Origin of the sequence: Paraburkholderia sp. BR10872, assembly GCF_040965835.1 — a bacterium.
In the GTDB taxonomy this organism is placed as follows: domain Bacteria; phylum Pseudomonadota; class Gammaproteobacteria; order Burkholderiales; family Burkholderiaceae; genus Paraburkholderia; species Paraburkholderia nodosa_A.
This window is the reverse complement of the sequence record NZ_JBFRCN010000033.1, coordinates 1-18,609: the sequence shown is the minus strand read 5'-3', so window position 1 is coordinate 18,609 and position 18,609 is coordinate 1. Positions and strand designations below refer to the sequence as shown.

At 65.5% G+C, this 18,609-nt stretch carries 16 protein-coding genes; 12 read left to right on the top strand and 4 right to left on the bottom strand.

Going from position 1 to position 18,609, the window contains the following annotated elements; all coding sequences use genetic code 11:
- Window positions 1-276: 276 nt before the first annotated feature.
- The 7 genes from hemF to mnmH all read left to right on the top strand — a co-directional run bounded on the left by hemF (window position 277) and on the right by mnmH (window position 6,314).
- Window positions 277-1,212: an oxygen-dependent coproporphyrinogen oxidase gene (hemF, locus tag AB4Y43_RS23950; RefSeq protein ID WP_368610235.1), complete on the top strand. Its 936-nt coding sequence runs from the start codon at window positions 277-279 to the stop codon at window positions 1,210-1,212.
- Between the two features lie 4 nt (window positions 1,213-1,216).
- Entirely contained in the window at window positions 1,217-1,960 is a 744-nt protein-coding gene (locus AB4Y43_RS23945; protein WP_368728944.1) for a nicotinate-nucleotide adenylyltransferase, read from the top strand.
- Between the two features lie 2 nt (window positions 1,961-1,962).
- Window positions 1,963-2,430, top strand: coding sequence for a ribosome silencing factor (gene rsfS / locus AB4Y43_RS23940; RefSeq protein ID WP_069265313.1), 468 nt, complete (start codon window positions 1,963-1,965; stop codon window positions 2,428-2,430).
- 36 nt (window positions 2,431-2,466) lie between these two features.
- A complete protein-coding gene (rlmH, locus tag AB4Y43_RS23935; protein WP_069265314.1) occupies window positions 2,467-2,937 on the top strand; it encodes a 23S rRNA (pseudouridine(1915)-N(3))-methyltransferase RlmH in 471 nt (156 codons plus the stop codon).
- Window positions 2,938-3,075: 138 nt separating this feature from the next.
- The gene (locus AB4Y43_RS23930; RefSeq protein ID WP_368728943.1) at window positions 3,076-3,699 is read left to right on the top strand and encodes a nucleoside triphosphate pyrophosphatase; all 624 of its coding nucleotides are present in this window, start codon (window positions 3,076-3,078) and stop codon (window positions 3,697-3,699) included.
- 8 nt (window positions 3,700-3,707) lie between these two features.
- On the top strand, window positions 3,708-5,177 hold the full coding sequence (gene rng, locus AB4Y43_RS23925; protein ID WP_069265316.1) for a ribonuclease G: 1,470 nt from the start codon (window positions 3,708-3,710) through the stop codon (window positions 5,175-5,177).
- Between the two features lie 36 nt (window positions 5,178-5,213).
- Window positions 5,214-6,314: a tRNA 2-selenouridine(34) synthase MnmH gene (mnmH, locus tag AB4Y43_RS23920; protein WP_368728942.1), complete on the top strand. Its 1,101-nt coding sequence runs from the start codon at window positions 5,214-5,216 to the stop codon at window positions 6,312-6,314.
- Between the two features lie 53 nt (window positions 6,315-6,367).
- On the opposite strand, the gene AB4Y43_RS23915 is transcribed toward mnmH, so the two are convergent.
- Both AB4Y43_RS23915 and AB4Y43_RS23910 read right to left on the bottom strand, forming a co-directional pair.
- Window positions 6,368-6,685 carry a DUF4148 domain-containing protein gene (locus AB4Y43_RS23915; protein WP_069265337.1) on the bottom strand — a complete coding sequence of 106 codons (318 nt, stop codon included), beginning with the start codon at window positions 6,683-6,685 and terminating at the stop codon, window positions 6,368-6,370.
- Between the two features lie 178 nt (window positions 6,686-6,863).
- The gene (locus AB4Y43_RS23910; RefSeq protein ID WP_368617009.1) at window positions 6,864-7,790 is read right to left on the bottom strand and encodes a glycosyltransferase family 2 protein; all 927 of its coding nucleotides are present in this window, start codon (window positions 7,788-7,790) and stop codon (window positions 6,864-6,866) included.
- Window positions 7,791-8,184: 394 nt separating this feature from the next.
- Between AB4Y43_RS23910 and AB4Y43_RS23905 the strand changes: the two genes are divergently transcribed.
- The gene (locus AB4Y43_RS23905) at window positions 8,185-9,249 is read left to right on the top strand and encodes a glycosyltransferase family 9 protein (protein WP_368728941.1); all 1,065 of its coding nucleotides are present in this window, start codon (window positions 8,185-8,187) and stop codon (window positions 9,247-9,249) included.
- 92 nt (window positions 9,250-9,341) lie between these two features.
- Here AB4Y43_RS23905 and msbA read toward each other — a convergent pair whose 3' ends face one another.
- Window positions 9,342-11,126: a lipid A export permease/ATP-binding protein MsbA gene (msbA, locus tag AB4Y43_RS23900; protein WP_368728940.1), complete on the bottom strand. Its 1,785-nt coding sequence runs from the start codon at window positions 11,124-11,126 to the stop codon at window positions 9,342-9,344.
- A 280-nt stretch (window positions 11,127-11,406) separates the two neighbouring features.
- On the opposite strand from msbA, the gene AB4Y43_RS23895 reads away from it, so the two are divergent.
- Entirely contained in the window at window positions 11,407-12,222 is an 816-nt protein-coding gene (locus tag AB4Y43_RS23895; protein ID WP_368606729.1) for a glycosyltransferase family 2 protein, read from the top strand.
- Window positions 12,219-13,052, top strand: coding sequence for a glycosyltransferase family 2 protein (locus AB4Y43_RS23890; protein ID WP_368606728.1), 834 nt, complete (start codon window positions 12,219-12,221; stop codon window positions 13,050-13,052). The genes AB4Y43_RS23895 and AB4Y43_RS23890 overlap by 4 nt, the downstream gene beginning before the upstream one ends.
- Window positions 13,053-13,121: 69 nt before the next feature.
- On the opposite strand, the gene dnaE is transcribed toward AB4Y43_RS23890, so the two are convergent.
- The gene (gene dnaE / locus AB4Y43_RS23885) at window positions 13,122-16,679 is read right to left on the bottom strand and encodes a DNA polymerase III subunit alpha (RefSeq protein WP_069265342.1); all 3,558 of its coding nucleotides are present in this window, start codon (window positions 16,677-16,679) and stop codon (window positions 13,122-13,124) included.
- Window positions 16,680-16,966: 287 nt separating this feature from the next.
- On the opposite strand from dnaE, the gene AB4Y43_RS23880 reads away from it, so the two are divergent.
- Entirely contained in the window at window positions 16,967-17,848 is an 882-nt protein-coding gene (locus AB4Y43_RS23880; protein WP_069265343.1) for a sulfurtransferase, read from the top strand.
- A gap of 9 nt (window positions 17,849-17,857) precedes the next feature.
- The coding region (gluQRS, locus tag AB4Y43_RS23875) for a tRNA glutamyl-Q(34) synthetase GluQRS (protein ID WP_368728939.1) at window positions 17,858-18,609 on the top strand (752 nt) is incomplete at its 3' end.

The window sequence follows — 18,609 nt, the reverse complement described above, 5'->3', positions numbered from 1 at the left end:
CCAAAGGAAGAGAACGGCCATGCGCCGCCGCGCAACGGCGCGCTCACGGCTTTTTTGTCTGGCCGGTTCGCGCGCCGAAAAGCCAACCTCCGCGCAGCAGTCCGAAGTGCGCGCAGCCCGGCAGCCCGCGCGTCCGCCGTTAGCGCCGGACGTCGCGCCGATCGGCGCTACACTGCCGCTGTCAGGCCGCGCCGGGCGGCCTATCCGAGTAACCCAACGCATAACCCGACGAAGAACCGATTCCAGCGCCCGAGCGCTGCCGTCCCCATTTCATCGATGACCGACACCCCTAACCGCGCCTACCCCGACAGCGCCGCCGTCCGCGCCTGGCTGGCCGGCCTGCAGACGCAGATCGCCGACACGCTCGGCGCCTTCGACGGCAAGCCGTTCGCCACCGACAACTGGCAACGCGGCCCCGGCGAGAAGCTCCGCGGCGGCGGTTGCACGCGCATCATCGAAGGCGGCGAGTTCTTCGAGCGCGGGGGCATCGGCTTTTCCGACGTTTCCGGCGACGCCTTGCCGCCCTCGGCAACGGCGGCGCGCCCCGAACTGAATGGCCGCGGCTTCGAGGCGATGGGTGTTTCGCTCGTGCTGCATCCGCGCAATCCGTATTGCCCGACCGTGCACATGAATGTGCGCATGCTGCTCGCCACCAAGGCGGGCGAGGCGCCGGTATTCTGGTTCGGCGGCGGCATGGACCTCACGCCTTTTTATGGCTTCGAGGAAGACGCGCAGCACTTCCACGGCGTGTGCCGCGACGCGCTCGCGCCCTATGGCGAGGACCTGTACCCGCGCTTCAAGCGCTGGTGCGACGAGTACTTTTTCCTGAAGCACCGCAACGAAGCGCGCGGCGTGGGCGGTATTTTCTTCGACGATTACGCCACTGGCGGCTTCGACGAGGCGTTCGCCATGCTCAGGAGCGTGGGCGACGGTTTCCTGAAGGCGTATCTGCCGATCATCGAAAAGCGCCGCGCAACGCCCTACGGCGAAGCCGAACGCGAATTCCAGGCGTACCGGCGCGGTCGCTACGTCGAATTCAATCTGGTCTGGGACCGCGGCACGCATTTCGGCTTGCAAAGCGGCGGCCGCACCGAATCGATCCTGATGTCGATGCCGCCGGGCGCCACCTGGCGCTACGACTGGCAGCCGCAGCCGGGCACGCCGGAAGCGCGCCTCTACAGCGACTTCCTGCCCGTGCGCGACTGGGTCTGACGCCGTGACGCACGCTTTCACCGTCCCGCCCAACGCGCTCGAACGGCGCGTCGGGCTGCTCGGCGGCACGTTCGATCCGATCCACGAGGGCCACCTCGCGCTCGCGCGCCACTTTGCGCGCGTGCTGGGCCTGAACGAGCTGATCCTGCTGCCCGCCGGACAACCGTGGCAAAAGCCGGGTGTTACCGCGGCGCAGCCTCGGCTCGCCATGACGCGTGCCGCAACTGCCTCGCTCGCGCTGCCGGGCGTGACGGTGACAGTGGATGCCGACGAAATCGAGCACAACGGCCCGACCTACACAGTGGAAACGCTGCGCCGCTGGCGTGCGCGACGCGACGTCGACGGCAACGCGAGCAACGCGAAAGCGGCGCTCACGCTGTTAATGGGCGCCGATCAACTGCTGCACCTCGATTCGTGGCACGAATGGCGCGAGCTTTTCTCGCTCGCGCATCTGGCCGTGGCGAGCCGCCCCGGCTTCGGCTTTGACGAAGACTTCGCGGCGCTGCCGCCCGAAGTCGCGCGTGAAGCCACCGCTCGCCGCGCAAGCGCCGCCGCGCTTGCGACCACGCCGTACGGCCACCTGCTGGTCGACGACACGCTCGCGCTCGACGTTTCGGCGACCGAAATCCGGCGCGACCTGCCCGCCTGCGTGGCAAGCGGGCAACGTCGCGGCACCGCCGCCGACAAGCTTCCGGCGGCCGTGTGGGACTATATCCTTCAACATCATCTCTATCTGCATCACGGGTAACTATGGACATCCGCAAACTTCAACGCGCCATCGTCGACGGTCTCGAAGACGTCAAGGCGCAAGACATCCGCGTCTTCAACACGAGCCATCTGACCGAGCTGTTCGACCGCGTGGTCGTTGCGAGCGGCACCTCGAACCGCCAGACCAAGGCGCTCGCCAACAGCGTGCGCGAGAAGGTCAAGGAAGCCGGCGGCGACATCATCAGCACGGAAGGCGAGGACATCGGCGAATGGGTGCTCGTGGATTGCGGCGACGCGGTCGTCCACATCCTCCAGCCCGCGCTGCGCCAGTACTACAACCTCGAGGAAATCTGGGGCGACAAGCCGGTGCGCGTGAAGCTCGCCGCCAGCACGGGCTTCGTGGGCGCACGCCCGAGCGAGCCGATGGACGGCGAGGACGAAGACGAAGAAGCCGCGCCGGCCGTGAAGAAGCCCGCGCGCAAGAGCGCCGCGCGTAAAACCGCGAAGTAAGCGCGGCGCGTTCGCGAACGACCATCGACCCGCACGATGAAACTGCATATCGTCGCCGTCGGCCACAAGATGCCGGACTGGATCGCCGCGGGCTTCGAGGAATATACGAAGCGCATGCCGCCGGAGCTGCGCATCGAGCTGCGCGAGGTGAAGCCCGAGCAGCGTTCGTCGGGCCGCTCGGCCGAGAGCGTCATGGCGGCCGAGCGCACGCGCATCGAGGCCGCGCTGCCGAAGAACGCGCGCATCGTCGCGCTCGACGAACACGGCCGCGACTGGACCACGATGCAGCTCGCCAAGACGCTGCCGCTGTGGCAGCAGGACGGCCGCGACGTGGCGTTCCTGATCGGCGGCGCGGACGGCCTCGACCCCGAACTCAAGTCGCGCGCCGACACGCTCCTGCGCCTGTCCTCCCTCACGCTGCCGCATGCGATGGTGCGCGTGCTGCTCGCCGAGCAGCTTTACCGCGCGTGGACCATCACGCAGAATCACCCCTATCATCGCGTGTGATGCAGGTTTACAGTGCGCCCGCGCCGCCTCTCGTCGTGCGCCGGCGCCCCGCTTGCGCCCCCCCGCTCGAGCCCCGCTTGCGCCCGACATGGCGGCCGCGCACGTCAACCCGAAGTCCGTAACGACAAAGACGCTCCGATGCCCACCAACGCGCCCTATCCGTTCGTCTATCTCGCCTCGCAGAGCCCGCGCCGCCAGGAGCTGCTGCAGCAGCTCGGCGTGCGCTTCGAACTGCTGCTGCCGCGCCCCGACGAAGACGCCGAAGCGCTCGAAATCGCGCTGCCCGGCGAGCAAGCCGCCGTTTATGTCGAGCGCGTGTGCGCCGCCAAGGCCGACGCCGCCCGCGCGCGCCTCGTCGCAGGCTCGCACAAGCACGCGCCGATTCTGACCGCCGACACCACGGTCTCCATCGACGGCCATATTCTCGGCAAGCCGCACGATGCAGCCGAAGCGTATGCGATGCTCGAGCGCCTCGCCGGACGCGAGCACGAAGTGCTCACGGCGGTGGCCGTGGTCAACGCCGAAGGGGTGTGCCTGCCCGTCGCGGTCTCGCGCTCGCACGTGCGCTTCGCCCCGGCGCTGCCCGCCGCGATCGCGCGCTACGTGGCGAGCGGCGAGCCGTTCGGCAAGGCCGGCGCGTACGGCATACAGGGCCGCGCGGCGGAATTCGTCGAGCGAATCGACGGGTCCTATTCGGGTATCATGGGTTTGCCACTATTCGAAACGGCCGCCCTCCTGCGCGCCGCGGGCATCGACTTCTAGAACAAATCATGAACGAAGAAATCCTGATCAACGTCACGCCCCAGGAGACGCGCGTCGCATTGGTCCAGCAAGGCGCAGTACAGGAGCTTCACGTCGAGCGCACGCTGTCGCGCGGGCGCGTCGGCAACGTCTATCTCGGCAAGGTCGTGCGCGTGCTGCCGGGAATGCAGTCCGCGTTCATCGACATCGGTCTCGAGCGCGCCGCGTTCCTTCATGTGGCCGATATCTGGCATCCGCGCATTGCCGGCGAAGCGCATGCGCCGGTGCATCATCAGCCCATCGAAAAGACGGTGTTCGAAGGGCAAACGCTCATGGTGCAGGTCGTGAAGGATCCGATCGGCACGAAGGGCGCGCGGCTTTCCACGCAGGTGAGCATTGCGGGGCGCACGCTGGTCTATTTGCCGCAGGAACCGCACATCGGCATCTCGCAGAAGATCGAGAGCGAGGCCGAGCGCGAAGCGGTGCGCGCGCGCCTTACGGCCGTGCTGCCCGCCGACGAAAAAGGCGGCTATATCGTGCGCACCATCGCCGAAGACGCCACGAGCGAAGAGCTTGCGGCGGACGTCGCGTATCTGCGCAAGACGTGGGCGACGATACTCGCCCAGGCGCAGCGCCTGCCCGCCACGAGCCTGCTGTATCAAGACCTGAATCTCGCGCAGCGCGTGCTGCGCGACTTCGTGAACGACGAGACCTCGCGCATTCAGGTCGATTCGCGCGAAACGTTCCAGAAGCTCACCGAGTTCGCCACCGAATTCACGCCAGCCGTGCTGCCGAAGCTGCATCACTACTCGGGCGAGCGGCCGCTCTTCGATCTCTACAACATCGAAGCCGAAATCCAGCGCGCGCTCTCGCGCCGCGTGGACCTCAAGTCCGGCGGCTACCTCGTGATCGACCAGACCGAGGCGATGACGACCATCGACGTGAACACGGGCGGCTACGTCGGTGCGCGCAACTTCGACGACACGATCTTCAAGACGAATCTCGAAGCGGCGCATACGATCGCGCGGCAATTGCGTCTGCGCAATCTGGGCGGCGTGATCATCATCGATTTCATCGACATGGAGAACATCGAGCATCGCGACCAGGTGCTCGGCGAGCTGAAGAAGGCGCTTTCGCGCGACCGCACGCGCGTGACCGTGAACGGCTTCTCGCAGTTGGGACTCGTGGAGATGACGCGCAAGCGCACGCGCGAATCGCTTGCGCATGTGCTGTGCGAGCCTTGCCCGACTTGCCTCGGCAAAGGCCAGGTGAAGACCGCGCGCACCGTTTGCTATGACGTGCTGCGTGAAATTCTGCGCGAGTCGCGCCAGTTCAATCCGCGCGAGTTTCGCGTGGTCGCTTCACAGCAGGTGATCGACCTCTTTCTCGAGGAAGAGTCGCAGCATCTCGCCATGTTGATCGACTTCATCGGCAAGCCGGTTTCGCTGCAGGTGGAGTCGAATTTGAGTCAGGAACAATACGACATCGTGCTCATGTAGCGCGACGCCGTGGCAGGCATCACCGGAGCATCGCAGTTGAATCACCAGCGCGTCACCATTGAACAGATCGGCGAATTCGACGAGATCGTCGATGTAAGAACGCCGCTCGAATTTGCCGAGGACCACATTCCCGGCGCGATCAACGCACCCGTGCTCAGCAACGAGGAGCGCGTGATCGTCGGGACCATGTACAAGGACTCGCCCTTCGAGGCGACGCGCGTGGGCGCGGCCATGGTGGCGCGCAATATCGGCATGCATCTCGACACGTTGTTCGCCGACCGTCCGCGCAACTGGCGCCCGCTCATCTATTGCTGGCGCGGCGGCAAGCGTTCCGGCTCGATGACGGCGTGGTTCAACATGATCGGCTGGCGCGCGCGTCAGCTGGATGGCGGATACAAGGCGTACCGGCATACGGTCGTGGAAGCGCTTGGCACACTGCCTGAAGGCTTTCGCTATATCGTGGTGGCCGGCCCGACCGGCAGCGGCAAGACGCGCCTGTTGAAGGCGCTGGGACAAGCGAACGCGCAGATGCTCGATCTCGAAGGGCTCGCCGCGCATCGCGGCTCGTTGCTGGGTGCGCTGCCCCAGCGGGCGCAGCCATCGCAGAAGTCGTTCGATACGGCGCTCGTGCAGACGCTGCGCGGTTTCGACGCCACGCGGCCCGTGTTCGTCGAGGCCGAGAGCCGGCGCATCGGCGTCATCACGCTGCCGCCCGCGCTCGTCGAACGTCTGCATGCCGCGCCTTGTGTCGTACTCGACGTCGCGCGTAAAGAACGTATCGACTTGCTGCTCGAGGAGTACGGACATTTGTTCGACGAACGTACGTATTTCCGCGAGCAACTGGACAAGCTCACGCCGCTGCACGGGCGCGAGCGTATCGAATCGTGGTGCAAGCTGCTCGACGAAGATCGACGGGCGGAGCTTTACGAGGCGCTCGTCGCGCAGCACTACGATCCCGCCTATACACGCAGCACGCGGCGCAACTTCGCGAAGCTCGAAAAATCGCTGCACTTCGCGTTCCAGCCGATGACGGGCGACACGCTCGCGCAAGCCCGCACGCTGCTCGCGCGGCTGGAGGAAACGTCCTACGCCGCAGAACCTGCGGACAGCGAAGCCGAAGCGCCTCGCACTGTCTGACGTATACCCTTCCCCTTCGCGGATTTCATAAAAGGCGCGCGCGCCGCGATGGCTTAGCGCGAGTACATCGCGTTCCAGTCTTCAGGCGAAACCGTGGCGCGGCCGCCCGCTTGCGAGGCGTTCGCCACGCCGCCGTAGCTGCTGTTTGCGCCATTCAACGCTGCGACCTTCGCCTGGGCGGCCTGGATGGCTTCGGGGTAATGGGCGTTGTCACCGTCACCGACGCGGTAGCCCACCTGCTGGAGCTGCACGAGTTCGGCGCGCACCTGGGCGCGCGTGATGGTCGAGTGCGACTGCGCGAACGAAGCGGTGGGCAGAGCGGCAGCGGCAAGAACGGTGGCGACGGCAACGGCTTGAATCAGGGACTTCATGGAAACGACCTCCAGTTGGATTGGCGGTCGACGTGCGACTGTGTGTGCATGCGACCGATGTACACATCGTATGCTCACGAATCCCTAGGGTTAACCCCTAGAATCCTAAGGCACTGTTCCAATTCGAGGCAAAGTCCGCGCGATCCGGCGCCGAAGGGCGCCGTCGGCGTTGGCGCGATTACTGGGGCGGCGTGGCGTTTTCAGTCAACGAAGCGGTGTGCTGGAGCTGCGCGGGCAGATCGGGCTCCCACGCTTCGAGATCCTGAGTCGGATAAAGGCCGAACGCGTAGATCACCCGCTTTAGGCGGCTCACGAAGTTGGGACGCGGGACGTTCGCAAGCGTGCCCGGCGCGGCCTCGGCCGTGCGGGCCATGTAGTTGTACTTGAAGTCGCGCTGCGTCACGCCCCACTTCAGGAGGAATTCGCGGCCGCCGCGGTTGCGGCGAATGCGTCCCGTCGTCCGGCAGCCGAAATGGTAGATGCGGCTCGCGCCGACCGAGCGGAACGTGCGGCAGCCGACCAGCCAGAGCTTCATCAGGAAGTCGTCGTCGCTGCTCATGCCCGGCCCGAACTCGATGCTATAGCCACCCACGCGCAGCCAAAGTTCGCGGCTCACGAGCGTCGGCTGCAGCGCGATGCCGTTGCGGTCCACTGTGTTCATCTTCGCGGCGAATTCGAGCAGCCCCGCCTCGTTGAAGTCGGCAGGTCCCGTGCCGAAGTGGGCGACCGTCACGAGGCCGTTGCCGGTGTCGGTCGGCTCGATGATCTGCGAGGCGAGATAGGCAGGCGCCGGGCCGATTTCGCGCAATGCGTCGACGAAGGCCGTATCCCAACCGGGCGTGCAGAACATGTCGTCGTTCATGAACAGGATCCACCCGGTCGTCGCGAGGCGCGCCACGTCGTTCACGGCGAGGCATACGCCCACGTTCCCCTTGCTCCACGTATGGCGAATACCCTGCTCACGGACCCAGTCGAGCGTGCCGTCGCTGCCGTCGTTGACGTGCACGAGAATCTCGTGCTCGAACGAAGAATGGCGCCGGATGCTGTCGACGCACATCTTGAGATACGGCAGGTTATTCCAGGTCGGGATCAGAATACTGAACATGAAGGTTTGCCCTAGAAAGGGTCAGATTTGACATGCATGCATTTCGTGCTCGCCGCCAGAACGGCCAGCACGCAAGCCTGAAGAAATGGGTTCTCTCATGACGTCCTGACTACGCGGCTTTTGGGTGCGAAGCATGACGAGAAACGCGATATTGTACGCATACATTCTTCTTGCCCGAACTGCCGCGGGAGTTCGTACCCCGCGGTGGCCGCCCATTAAGCCGTCCCTGATTCTTCGTCAAGCGCACGAGCTGCTATCGTGTGATAATAAGAGGTTATCTTGAAGATCAAGTAGGCCCGTGTTTCAGCAGACCAACTCAAACACTTCGTGGGTTTCGCCGGCAAGCTGGCTCGATCGGGCAGTTTCCCGGTCCTGCACGATCCCCTACCGGGGCGTGCCTTACGAGCCGGAGCCGTTTCTTCGCAGCACCAGCCGCATCAAGATCGCGAAGAAATACCTGCACAAGCAATTTCTTCTGAGGGCGCACGGCCAGTTGCGCCTCGAACAGGCGCATCTGGACCCTTCGCAGCGCATCCTGTGGGTCTACGCCAAACGCAACTTCGGCGACGCGACGATGGACATGGCCGGCCGCGCCCTGCTCAAGGGCCTCGGCATGCGCATCGATCTGCTCGCGCTGCCGTCGCTGGTGTCGCTTTTCAGCGAAGACGACGTGTTCGGCAAGGTCTACGGTGACCCGGACGAGGTCGATGCGAGCTGCTACGACGCGATCCTGCTCTCCGAATACAACCTGCCGTCGATTCGCATCAAGACCCGGCACTTCGCGAAGCTGCCCTACGCGGGCCTGTTCCGTTACTTCAACGGCCCCGACCGCAACCAGACCTGCTTCAGCTTCGCGAGCGTCAACGACGTGTTCTCGCTCGGCCACGACGCCGACACGCTCGCCGCGATCAGCAAGCCCTATCTCGCCAGCGAGCCGGCAACGCGCGAGTCGGTGCGCGGCCTCCTGCCGGCGCGTCCGTTCATCGCGATCGCGGCGGGCGGCGTGGACCCCGATCGCACCTACAACCGCTGGCCCGAAGTCGTCGAATTGCTGAACAAGTACGACACCGCCGGCGCCGCGAAGGAAATCGTCGTGCTCGGCTCCGACAACGGCACGCAGATCGCGGAGCAGTTGTGTGCGAGCGCGCCCGCTGGCGTACATATCCGCTCGTTGACCGGCAAGCTCGCGTTCCTTCAGGCACGCGAGATCGTGGCGCACGCCGAACTGTTCGTGGGCGCGGACGGCGGCCTGATGCACGTCGCCCACACCACGCAAACGCCCAGCGTCTCGCTGTTCAGGGATCAAGAGCCGCCCGCGCTGCGTTTGACCGAAGCCTGCCGGTCCATCGGTCTGCAGGGCAGCGGCAACGTGGACACCATCCCGCCCGCGCAAGTCGTCGGCGCGGTGCTGCGCCAACTCGCCGCTCACGCGCCCGCTACGGCGTCCGCGGCGGCCTGATCACTCCAAACGTAACGGCTCAGGCCCACGCCGGCGCGCCTTCATGACCGCGGCGCGCCTGAACGCGCGCGCCGCGTCATCGCCCGGAAGACTCAGGCAGCGCTCTGCTGATACTGGATCTTGTGCAGGTGCGCGTACATGCCGCCCTTCTCGAGCAGCTGCTGGTGCGTGCCCGATTCGACGATATGGCCGCCATCCATCACGAGGATGCGGTTCGCGCGCTCGATCGTCGACAGGCGGTGTGCGATCACGAGCGTCGTGCGCCCGCGCATCAGCGTTTCCAGCGCCGCCTGCACGTGGCGCTCCGACTCCGAATCGAGTGCCGAGGTCGCCTCGTCGAGAATCAGGATCGGCGCATCCTTGTAGATCGCACGGGCGATCGCCAGACGCTGGCGCTGGCCGCCCGAGAACTTCATGCCGTTATCGCCGATCAGCGTGTCCATGCCTTCGGGCAGCGCCGAGATCGTTTCCCACAGGTTCGCGGCGCGTAGCGCGCGCTCCACGCGCTCGCGGTCGGCCGTCTGGCCATAGGCGACGTTATTCGCAACCGTGTCGTTGAACAGCACCACGTCCTGGCTGACCATCGCGATCTGGTTGCGCAGCGCATGCACGTCGTAATCGGCGATCGACACGCCGTCGACCATCACCTGGCCGCCGCTCGGATCGAAAAAGCGCGGCAACAGATTCACGAGCGTGGTCTTGCCGCTGCCGGACGGGCCGGCGAGCGCCACCATTTCGCCGGGATTGATGCGGAACGACACATGGTCGAGCGTCACGCGATGGCTCTCGCCATAGGCAAACGAGACGTCGCGGAACTCCACTTCGCCGCGCGCGCGTTCGAGCGGCAAGCCGCCGCCCGCGGGCTCGGGCGGCTCGTCGATCAGCCCGAAGATCAGCTCGGCCGCGGTCATGCCGCGCTGCAGCGGCTGATTCACGTCGATCAGGTGCTTGAGCGGCGAGATCACGAGCAGCATCGACGTGACGAACGCCACGAAGCCGCCGACCGTCGTCTGGTCGTTCGAGGCCTGCACAACGGCAATGGTGATGACGATCGCCAGCGCGATCGAAGCGAGGAACTGCGTGAGCGGCTGCGCGAGCCCGCCCGACACCGTCATGCGCATCTGGTAGCCGCGCAGGCGGCGGCTCATTTCGCCGAAGCGTTCCTTTTCGTAGGTCTCGCCGTTGTGAACCTTGACGACCTTGTAGCCGCCCACCGTCTCCTCGACGATATAGGACAGGTCGTTCGTGAGCATCTGATGCTCGCGGTTCAGTCGGCGCAAACGCCGGTTGATCTTGCTGACGAGCCAGCCGATCGCCGGCAGCAGCACCGCGACGATCAACGTGAGCCGCCAGTTCAGGTAGAACAGGTAGCCGAGCAGGAAGATCACCGTGAGCGAGTCGCGCACGAGCGTGACCAGCACGCCGAGCAGCACGCCGAGAATCTGGTTGACCTCGAACACGATCGCATTGATGACCGTGCTCGCGGTTTCGCGCTGAAAGAAGCCGACGCTCGCGTGAATCATGCGTTCGAACATTTTCAGGCGCAGCGCGAGCAGCACGCGGTTCGACACGTACTGCAGCAGGTAACCGGACGCGTATTGGGCGAGGCCGCGAACGAGCGCCAGCCCGATGACCGCGACGGGCACCAGCCACTTCGCTTGCGGAGCGCCGCGCGTGCCGAAGCCGTGATCGAGCAGCGGCTTGAGCAGCGCGGGAATGCCGGCTTCGGTGGCGGCCACCACGGCCATCGCGATCACGCCTGCGAGGAGCACCCACATAAGCGGCTTTACATACGGCCACAGCCGCCGGCCAATCACGACCGGCGACGACTTGGTGTCGGAGCCGATCGGCTTGCTCAAGGTTGATCTCTCGCCCAAAATTTCCTCGAAAAAAATGCGGGTAATCTGCCCGCCCCCTGGCAAACAGGTACGCCATTGTAAACGTTCGGCCCAGGAGGCGATGTATCCGTCCGGACGGGCCTGGCGCCGGGGCGGTTTCGTCGTCGCCGGCGTTTTTGTATATACTCAGCGATTCGGCTTCGGGGCACGAACGCGCGCGCAGCAAGCGTCTATGCGAAGCGCTCTCCGAACGTGAGGCCGGCTCCAGCCGGCCTTCCCACCCTCTCCACCTTCTACCAGCCATCGCGAGCCAGCGCCGATGAACGACAGCGCCAAACCCGATGCGATCAGTGTCATCGTCATCGTCAAAAACGAAGCACACGATATTCGGGACTGCCTTGCTTCCGTGCACGGCTGGGTCGACGAAATCGTCGTGCTCGATTCGGGCAGCACGGACGGCACCCAGGGCATCTGCCGCGAGTTCGGCGCGACGGTCGTCGAAACCGACTGGCCCGGTTTCGGCCCGCAAAAACAGCGCGCGCTCGACGCGGCCCGCGGCCCGTGGATTCTCTCGCTCGACGCCGACGAACGCGTCTCCCCCCAGCTTCGCGACGAAATTCTCGCAAGCGTGAAGTCGAACGGCGCCGACCTGTTCCGCGTGCCTCGCCAATCGAACTACTGCGGCAAGTGGATCCGCCATTCCGGCTGGTCGCCCGACTATGTGACGCGGCTCTTTCGCCGCGACGCGGCGCGCTTCTCGAACGATCTCGTGCACGAACGCGTGATCGCCGCGCCCGACGCGCGCGTCGGCACGCTCACTCAGGCGCTGATTCACTACAGCTTCCGCGACTTCTCCGAAGTGCTCGGCAAAATCGACAGCTATTCGACCTACGGCGCGACCCAGGGCGCGGCGCGCGGCAAGCGCGGCGGCCTGCGCAAGGCGCTGCTGCACGGCTTCTGGTCCTTCGTGCGCAGCTGGATCATTCAACGCGGCTTTCTCGACGGCAAGATGGGCTTCGTGCTGGCGATCTCCAACGCGGAAGGCACCTACTACCGCTACCTGAAGCTCATGCTCCTCGAGACACAGCAGTCCGCGGCGGCAAAAGCCCGCGACGCCGCGCCGGAGAGCCGATGAACGCGCGTCGCGACATGCTGATTTCGGTGATCGTCAGCACCTACAACCGGCCCGATGCGCTCGAACGGGTACTGGCCAGCTTGAGCGCGCAGTCCGACACGCGCTACGAAATCATCGTCGCCGACGACGGCTCGGCCAATGCGACCCGCGCAACCGTGGAGCGCTGTGCGGCGTCGAGTCCGGTGCGCATGGCGCACGTGTGGCACCCGGACGACGGCTTTCGCCTCGCCGAAATCCGCAACAAGGGCATCGTGCAGGCCCGCGGCGATTACTTGATCTTTCTCGACGGCGACTGCGTCGCGCAGCACGATTTCGTTGCGCGCCATCGGCAACTCGCGAGTGAGCGCGCCATCATCACCGGCAGCCGCATCCTGCTCGACGAAACGCTCACGCAACAGGTGATCGCACAGACGATTCCGCTTGCGGATAGGGGCTTCGGCTTCTGGGTTCAGCAACGCCTCGCTGGCCACGTCAACAAGATCGCGCCCCTCTTCGTCAAGCTGCCCGATCGCAAGTGGCGCGTGATCGAGCAGTTCAAGTGGCGCGGCATCAAGGGCTGCAACATGAGCGCCTGGCGCAGCGACATCGAGCGTGTGAACGGATTCGACACCAGCTTCACCGGCTGGGGGCACGAGGACGCCGATTTCGTGGCCCGGCTCGCCAATGGCGGCGTGCACCGCAAGCTCGGCGCCTATGCCACGGAAATCTTCCACCTGTGGCACCGCGAGCAAGCGCGCGCGCAGGCCAGCTCCAACGAAGCAAGGGTCAAGGTGCGTGTCGCGGACGGCACCGTGCGCGCCGAACGCGGTCTGGCCGAACTCGCGAGCTGAACGACGCGCGTTTCGCAGAACCACGGCGCGGCATGGCAGCGGTGAAGACCGCCATACCGTCCGATCCCGTCAGTAAACAATCTCGATTTCGCTACCCGCGAACTCGCCACGCAGCGCGGCGAGCAGGTCGTCGGTAGGTTTCACGCGCCAGGCGTCGCCCAGACGCACTTCGCCTTCCGCCCGATCGTTGCGATAGGCGATCTGCACCGCGAGCCCGTTCGGAATGACCGCATGCGCGCGCTCGCCGCGATCGCGCCCGAAGCCGCCGCGGCCACGCGTTTCCGCGGCAGGCGCCGGCAGCGAGTCGTCGGGCTTCGCGCGATAGGCTTCAAGCACCGTGCGCAGCGCGCCGGCATTGGCATTGCCGTTCATCTGCAGCTTCACGGCTTGCGCGTAGCGGCTGCGCGCGCGCTCGAGATCCATCACGGTGTCCACGGTGAAGCGAATACCGCCCGTGAACGCGTCATTGCGCGCCCCGCCCTGCACGACGAGCAACTCGTCTTCCTTGAAGAGCGCCTTGTGCGCCTCGAACTGCTCGTTGAACACCGTCACTTCGCACTGCCCGGTGCCGTCGTCGAGCAGCGCGATCAGCATCTTGCCGCGCTGGGTCATTTGCGTGCGCAACGAAGCGATCACACCCGCGATCAGCTTGTCGCGCCCTTCCTTGAGCTCGCCGATCTTCTGGCGCACGAAGCGGCGCACTTCGTCCTTGTAGGCGTCGAACAGATGGCCCGAGAGGTAGAAACCCAGCGCCGCCTTCTCTTCCTGAAGCTTGCGCTTCTCGCCCCACGCCGGCTCGTCCACCAGTTCGTGCGCGGCGAGCGGTGCATCGCCCATGTCGAAGAGGCCGGCCTGCATGGCGTTGGCGCTCGCCTGGTCGGCGGCTTCCATCGCCATCGGCACGGACGCGAGCAACTGTGCGCGGTTCGCGTGAATCGTGTCGAACGCGCCGGCGCGGATCATCGCTTCGATGGTGCGGCGATTGACGAGACGACGGTCGATGCGCTCGCAGAAGTCGAACAGGTCCTTGAACGGACCGCCCTCTTCACGCGCGCGCAAGATTTCTTCGATGGCGTTCTGGCCGCTGCCCTTGATCGCGCCGAGACCGTAGCGGATCGTGCGCGAGCGCTTGCCTTCGGCCACGCTGGCGTCGGCCACCGGCTCGAAGCGGTACGCCGAGGCGTTCACGTCCGGCGGCAGCACGACCATCTTGTTGGTCAGGCAATCCTCGAAGAGGATCTTCACCTTGTCGGTGTCGTCCATGGCGAGCGACATATTCGCTGCCATGAATTCGGCAGGATGGTGCGCCTTGAGCCACGCCGTGTGATAAGCGAGGAGCGCGTAAGCGGCCGCGTGCGACTTGTTGAAGCCGTAGCCCGCGAACTTCTCCATCAAGTCGAAGGTCTCGTCCGCCTTCTCGCGCGTGAGGCCGTTCTTCGCCGCGCCTTCCGCGAAAATCTCGCGGTGCTTGGCCATTTCCTCGGGCTTCTTCTTGCCCATCGCGCGACGCAGCAAGTCCGCGCCGCCGAGCGAGTAGCCGCCGATGATCTGCGCCATCTGCATCACCTGCTCCTGGTAGACCATGATGCCGTAGGTCTCTTTCAGAACAGGTTCGACACGCGGATCGGGGTACTCCACCACTTCGCGGCCGTGCTTACGCGCGCAGAAGCTCGGGATCAGGTCCATCGGGCCCGGACGATACAACGCCACGAGCGCGATGATGTCCTCGAAGCGGTCGGGCTGCGCGTCCTTGAGCATGCCCTGCATGCCGCGGCTTTCCAGCTGGAACACGGCGACCGTATTCGCTTTCTTGAGGATCTGGAACGACGGCGCGTCGTCGAGCGGCACCTGGGCGAGCGACCAGTCCTTCTTCGACGGATCGAGCATGCGGATATAGCGCTCGGCCCAGTCGAGAATCGTGAGCGTGGTCAGGCCCAGAAAGTCGAACTTCACGAGGCCGACGGCTTCCACGTCGTCCTTGTCGTACTGGCTCACGACGCCGCTTTCGTCACCCTGCGTGTAGAGCGGGCAAAAGTCGGTGAGCTTGCCCGGCGCGATCAGCACGCCGCCCGCGTGCATGCCCACGTTACGCGTGAGACCCTCCACGAGCTGCGCGAGGTCGAGCAGCTGGTGCACTTCGTCTTCGTTGTCGTAGCGCTCCTGCAGGAGCGGCTCTTCCTTCATCGCGTCGGCGATGGTGACGTGCTTGCCCGGCTTGAACGGAATCAGCTTCGCGACGCCGTCGGTGAAGTTGTAGCCCAGATCAAGCACGCGGCCGATGTCGCGCACCGCGGCCTTCGCGGCCATGGTGCCGAAGGTGGCGATCTGCGAGACGGCATCCGCGCCGTACTTCTCCTTCACGTACTGAATGACGCGGTCGCGCCCGTGCTGGCAGAAGTCGATGTCGAAGTCGGGCATCGACACGCGTTCCGGATTCAGGAAGCGCTCGAACAGCAGGTTGTAGCGCAGCGGATCGAGATCGGTAATGCCGAGCGCGTAGGCGACCAGCGAGCCCGCGCCCGAACCCCGGCCCGGCCCCACCGGCACGCCGTTGTTCTTCGCCCAGTTGATGAAGTCCGCAACGATCAGGAAGTAGCCCGGGAAGCCCATCTTGATGATGGTCCCGCACTCGAATTCGAGCCGCTCGTTGTAGCGCGCGCGCTCCTGCTCGCGTTCGGCCTCGTTCGGATACAGCTGCACGAGGCGCTTTTCGAGACCTTCCCGCGAAAGCTGCACGAGATAGTCGTCGAGCGAGAGGCCGTCGGGCGTCGGGAACAGCGGCAGCTTCGGCTTGCCGAGTTCGAGCGTCAGATTGCAGCGTCTGGCGATTTCGATGGTGTTCGCGATTGCCGAAGGAATGTCCGCGAACAGCGCGACCATTTCTTCCTGCGTGCGAAACCGCTGATCGGTCGTGAAGCGCTTCTGGCGGCGCGGATTCGCGAGGATGTCGCCCTCCGAGATGCACACGCGCGCTTCGTGCGCGGTGTATTCCTCGTCGGTCATGAACTGCATGGGGTGCGTGGCGACTACCGGCAGCTTCAGTTGCGACGCGAGCGCCACCGCCTGCTCGACATACTGCTCGCCGCCGGGCTGGCCGCAGCGCTGCAACTCGATGTAATACGCGTTCGGAAACAGCTTCGCCCAGCGCTGCGCATGGCGCTTCGCACTTTCCGCATTGCCCGCCGCGAGCGCGAGACCCACGTCGCCCTGTTGCGCACCCGAGATCGCGAGCAGGCCCTCGCCGAGTCCCTCTTCGAGCCAGGCGACGTCGACTTCCGCGCGGCCGCGATACTGGTTCGTGAGCCACGCCTTGGAAAGCAGCTCGCACAGATTCAGGTAGCCGCGCTTGTTCTTCACCAGCAGCAGGAGGCGCGACGGCTTGTCGCGGTCGTCGTGATTAGTGATCCAGACGTCGCAGCCGGCGATGGGTTTGACCCCTTTGCCACGGGCTTCGGTGTAAAAACGGACGAGGCCGAATGCGTTGCCGAGGTCGGTGAGCGCGAGCGCGCCCTGGCCGTCCCTGGCCGCCGCCTTGACGAGGTCGTCGAGGCGCACGATGCCGTCGGCAATCGAGAATTCGGAGTGGACGCGGAGATGGACGAAGCGGGGATCTGACATGGCCGTCATTGTACCTTCAGGGGCACGCGATTTTCGGCGCACGCTCGCATGGGCAAGTGACATCGGCCAGTCTGGCCTGGACCTTGCCGCGGGCGCGGGGGCGCCGCGCGGCGTGTCGACTACGCCGCAGGCGGCGCGAGGCGCGATTGAGGGATAATAGCGGATTGCGCCCGCCGCGCGCTCTGCCCCAATTCCCGTTTTCGGGGGACGCAGTCAGGACCCGACGTTGACAGGCAAGCACGCGCGCCCGGCTCCGGTTTCACGCGCTTTTTTAATGGCGCTTTTCCAGTTGCACCATGCGTATCCTCAATCTCTCCGCTTACCAGTTCGCCACGCTCGACAAGACCGCCGAGTGGCGTCCGCTCGTGCTCGAGCGCTGCCAATCGCTCGATTTGCGGGGCACGATCCTGCTCGCGCCGGAAGGCATCAACCTGTTCGTTGCCGGCGATGAAGGCAACGTGCGCGCCTTCATGGACTACATCAATCACGATCCGCTCTTCGAGGGCAAGTTCGCGACGCTGCGGTTCAAGGAAAGCCTCTCGGAAACGCGGCCCTTCAACCGCATGCTCGTGCGCCTGAAGCGCGAAATCATCACGATGAAGAAGCCCGCGATCCGTCCCGAGGAAGGCCGCGCGCCTTCGGTGGCGCCCCTCGTGCTCAAGGAGTGGCTCGACCGCGGCTTCGACGACGAAGGCCGCCCCGTCGTCATGCTCGACACGCGCAACGCGTTCGAAATCGACGTCGGCACGTTCGACAAGGCGCTCGACTACCGCATCGACAAGTTCAGCGAATTCCCCGGCGTGATCGAGGCGAACCGCGCCGACCTCGAAGGCAAGACGGTCGTGTCCTTCTGCACGGGCGGTATTCGCTGCGAAAAGGCGGCCATCCACATGAAGGAAGTGGGCATCGAGCACGTGTACCAGCTCGAAGGCGGCATTCTCAAGTACTTCGAGGAAGTGGGCGGCGCGCACTACAACGGCGACTGCTTCGTGTTCGACCAGCGCACCGCGCTCAATCCGCAGCTCGAACCGACAGACACCGTGCAGTGCTTCGCGTGCCGTGCCGTCGTGACGCCGCAAGAGCAGGCTTCGCCGCTCTACGTGGTGGGCAAGAGTTGCCCGGCGTGCCATCCGGAGCGCGCGGGCGCGACGGATGCAGCGGCTCAGGCTGCCGCTTAAGCCACGCGCGTGAGCGCAACACCCCAAGAAGGGTATCGCGGGCGCTTCGCGCCCTCGCCCACTGGCCCGCTGCATTTCGGCTCGCTCGTTTCGGCGCTCGCGAGCTGGCTCGACGCGCGGGCGCACGGCGGCGCCTGGCTCGTGCGCGTGGAGGACATCGACGGCCCGCGCACCGTGCCGGGCGCAGCCGAGGACATTCTCGCGACGCTTGTGGCCTTCGGCTTTCACGCCGACGAGCCGCCCGAATGGCAGAGCCGCCGCACCGGTCTTTACCGCGCGGCGCTCGACCGGCTGATCGCCTCCGGCGACGTCTATCCGTGCGGCTGCACGCGCAAGGAAATCGCCGATTCGCAACTGCGCGCGCATCAGCGCAACACCACGCTGATCTATCCGGGCACCTGCCGCGACGGCCTGCACGGCAAGCCCGCCCGCGCGTGGCGGCTGCGCGTGCCTGACGAAGACGCTGTTGACGAACCTGCGGGCGCAGCCGCCAATCCCGCACTGATCCGCTTCGACGATCGCTGGCAAGGCCCGCAGCACCAGAACCTCGCGACCGAAGTCGGTGATTTCGTGCTGCTGCGCGCGGACGGCCAGTGGGCCTACCAGCTCGCCGTCGTCGTGGACGACGCCGACCAGCGCATCACACACGTGGTGCGCGGCGCGGACCTGCTCGACTCGACGGCGCGGCAAATCTGGCTCCAGCAGTGTCTTGGCGTGCCGACGCCCGCGTATCTGCATATGCCGGTCGTCACGAACGCTGA

What these genes read in the sequence shown, in the direction of transcription:
- hemF (WP_368610235.1), top strand. Translation starts at nt 277, where the DNA reads ATGACCGACACCCCTAACCGCGCCTACCCCGACAGCGCCGCCGTCCGC.
- rsfS (WP_069265313.1), top strand. Translation starts at nt 1,963, where the DNA reads ATGGACATCCGCAAACTTCAACGCGCCATCGTCGACGGTCTCGAAGAC.
- rlmH (WP_069265314.1), top strand. Translation starts at nt 2,467, where the DNA reads ATGAAACTGCATATCGTCGCCGTCGGCCACAAGATGCCGGACTGGATC.
- AB4Y43_RS23930 (WP_368728943.1), top strand. Translation starts at nt 3,076, where the DNA reads ATGCCCACCAACGCGCCCTATCCGTTCGTCTATCTCGCCTCGCAGAGC.
- rng (WP_069265316.1), top strand. Translation starts at nt 3,708, where the DNA reads ATGAACGAAGAAATCCTGATCAACGTCACGCCCCAGGAGACGCGCGTC.
- AB4Y43_RS23915 (WP_069265337.1), bottom strand. Translation starts at nt 6,685, where the DNA reads ATGAAGTCCCTGATTCAAGCCGTTGCCGTCGCCACCGTTCTTGCCGCT.
- AB4Y43_RS23910 (WP_368617009.1), bottom strand. Translation starts at nt 7,790, where the DNA reads ATGTTCAGTATTCTGATCCCGACCTGGAATAACCTGCCGTATCTCAAG.
- AB4Y43_RS23895 (WP_368606729.1), top strand. Translation starts at nt 11,407, where the DNA reads ATGAACGACAGCGCCAAACCCGATGCGATCAGTGTCATCGTCATCGTC.
- AB4Y43_RS23890 (WP_368606728.1), top strand. Translation starts at nt 12,219, where the DNA reads ATGAACGCGCGTCGCGACATGCTGATTTCGGTGATCGTCAGCACCTAC.
- dnaE (WP_069265342.1), bottom strand. Translation starts at nt 16,679, where the DNA reads ATGACGGCCATGTCAGATCCCCGCTTCGTCCATCTCCGCGTCCACTCC.
- AB4Y43_RS23880 (WP_069265343.1), top strand. Translation starts at nt 16,967, where the DNA reads ATGCGTATCCTCAATCTCTCCGCTTACCAGTTCGCCACGCTCGACAAG.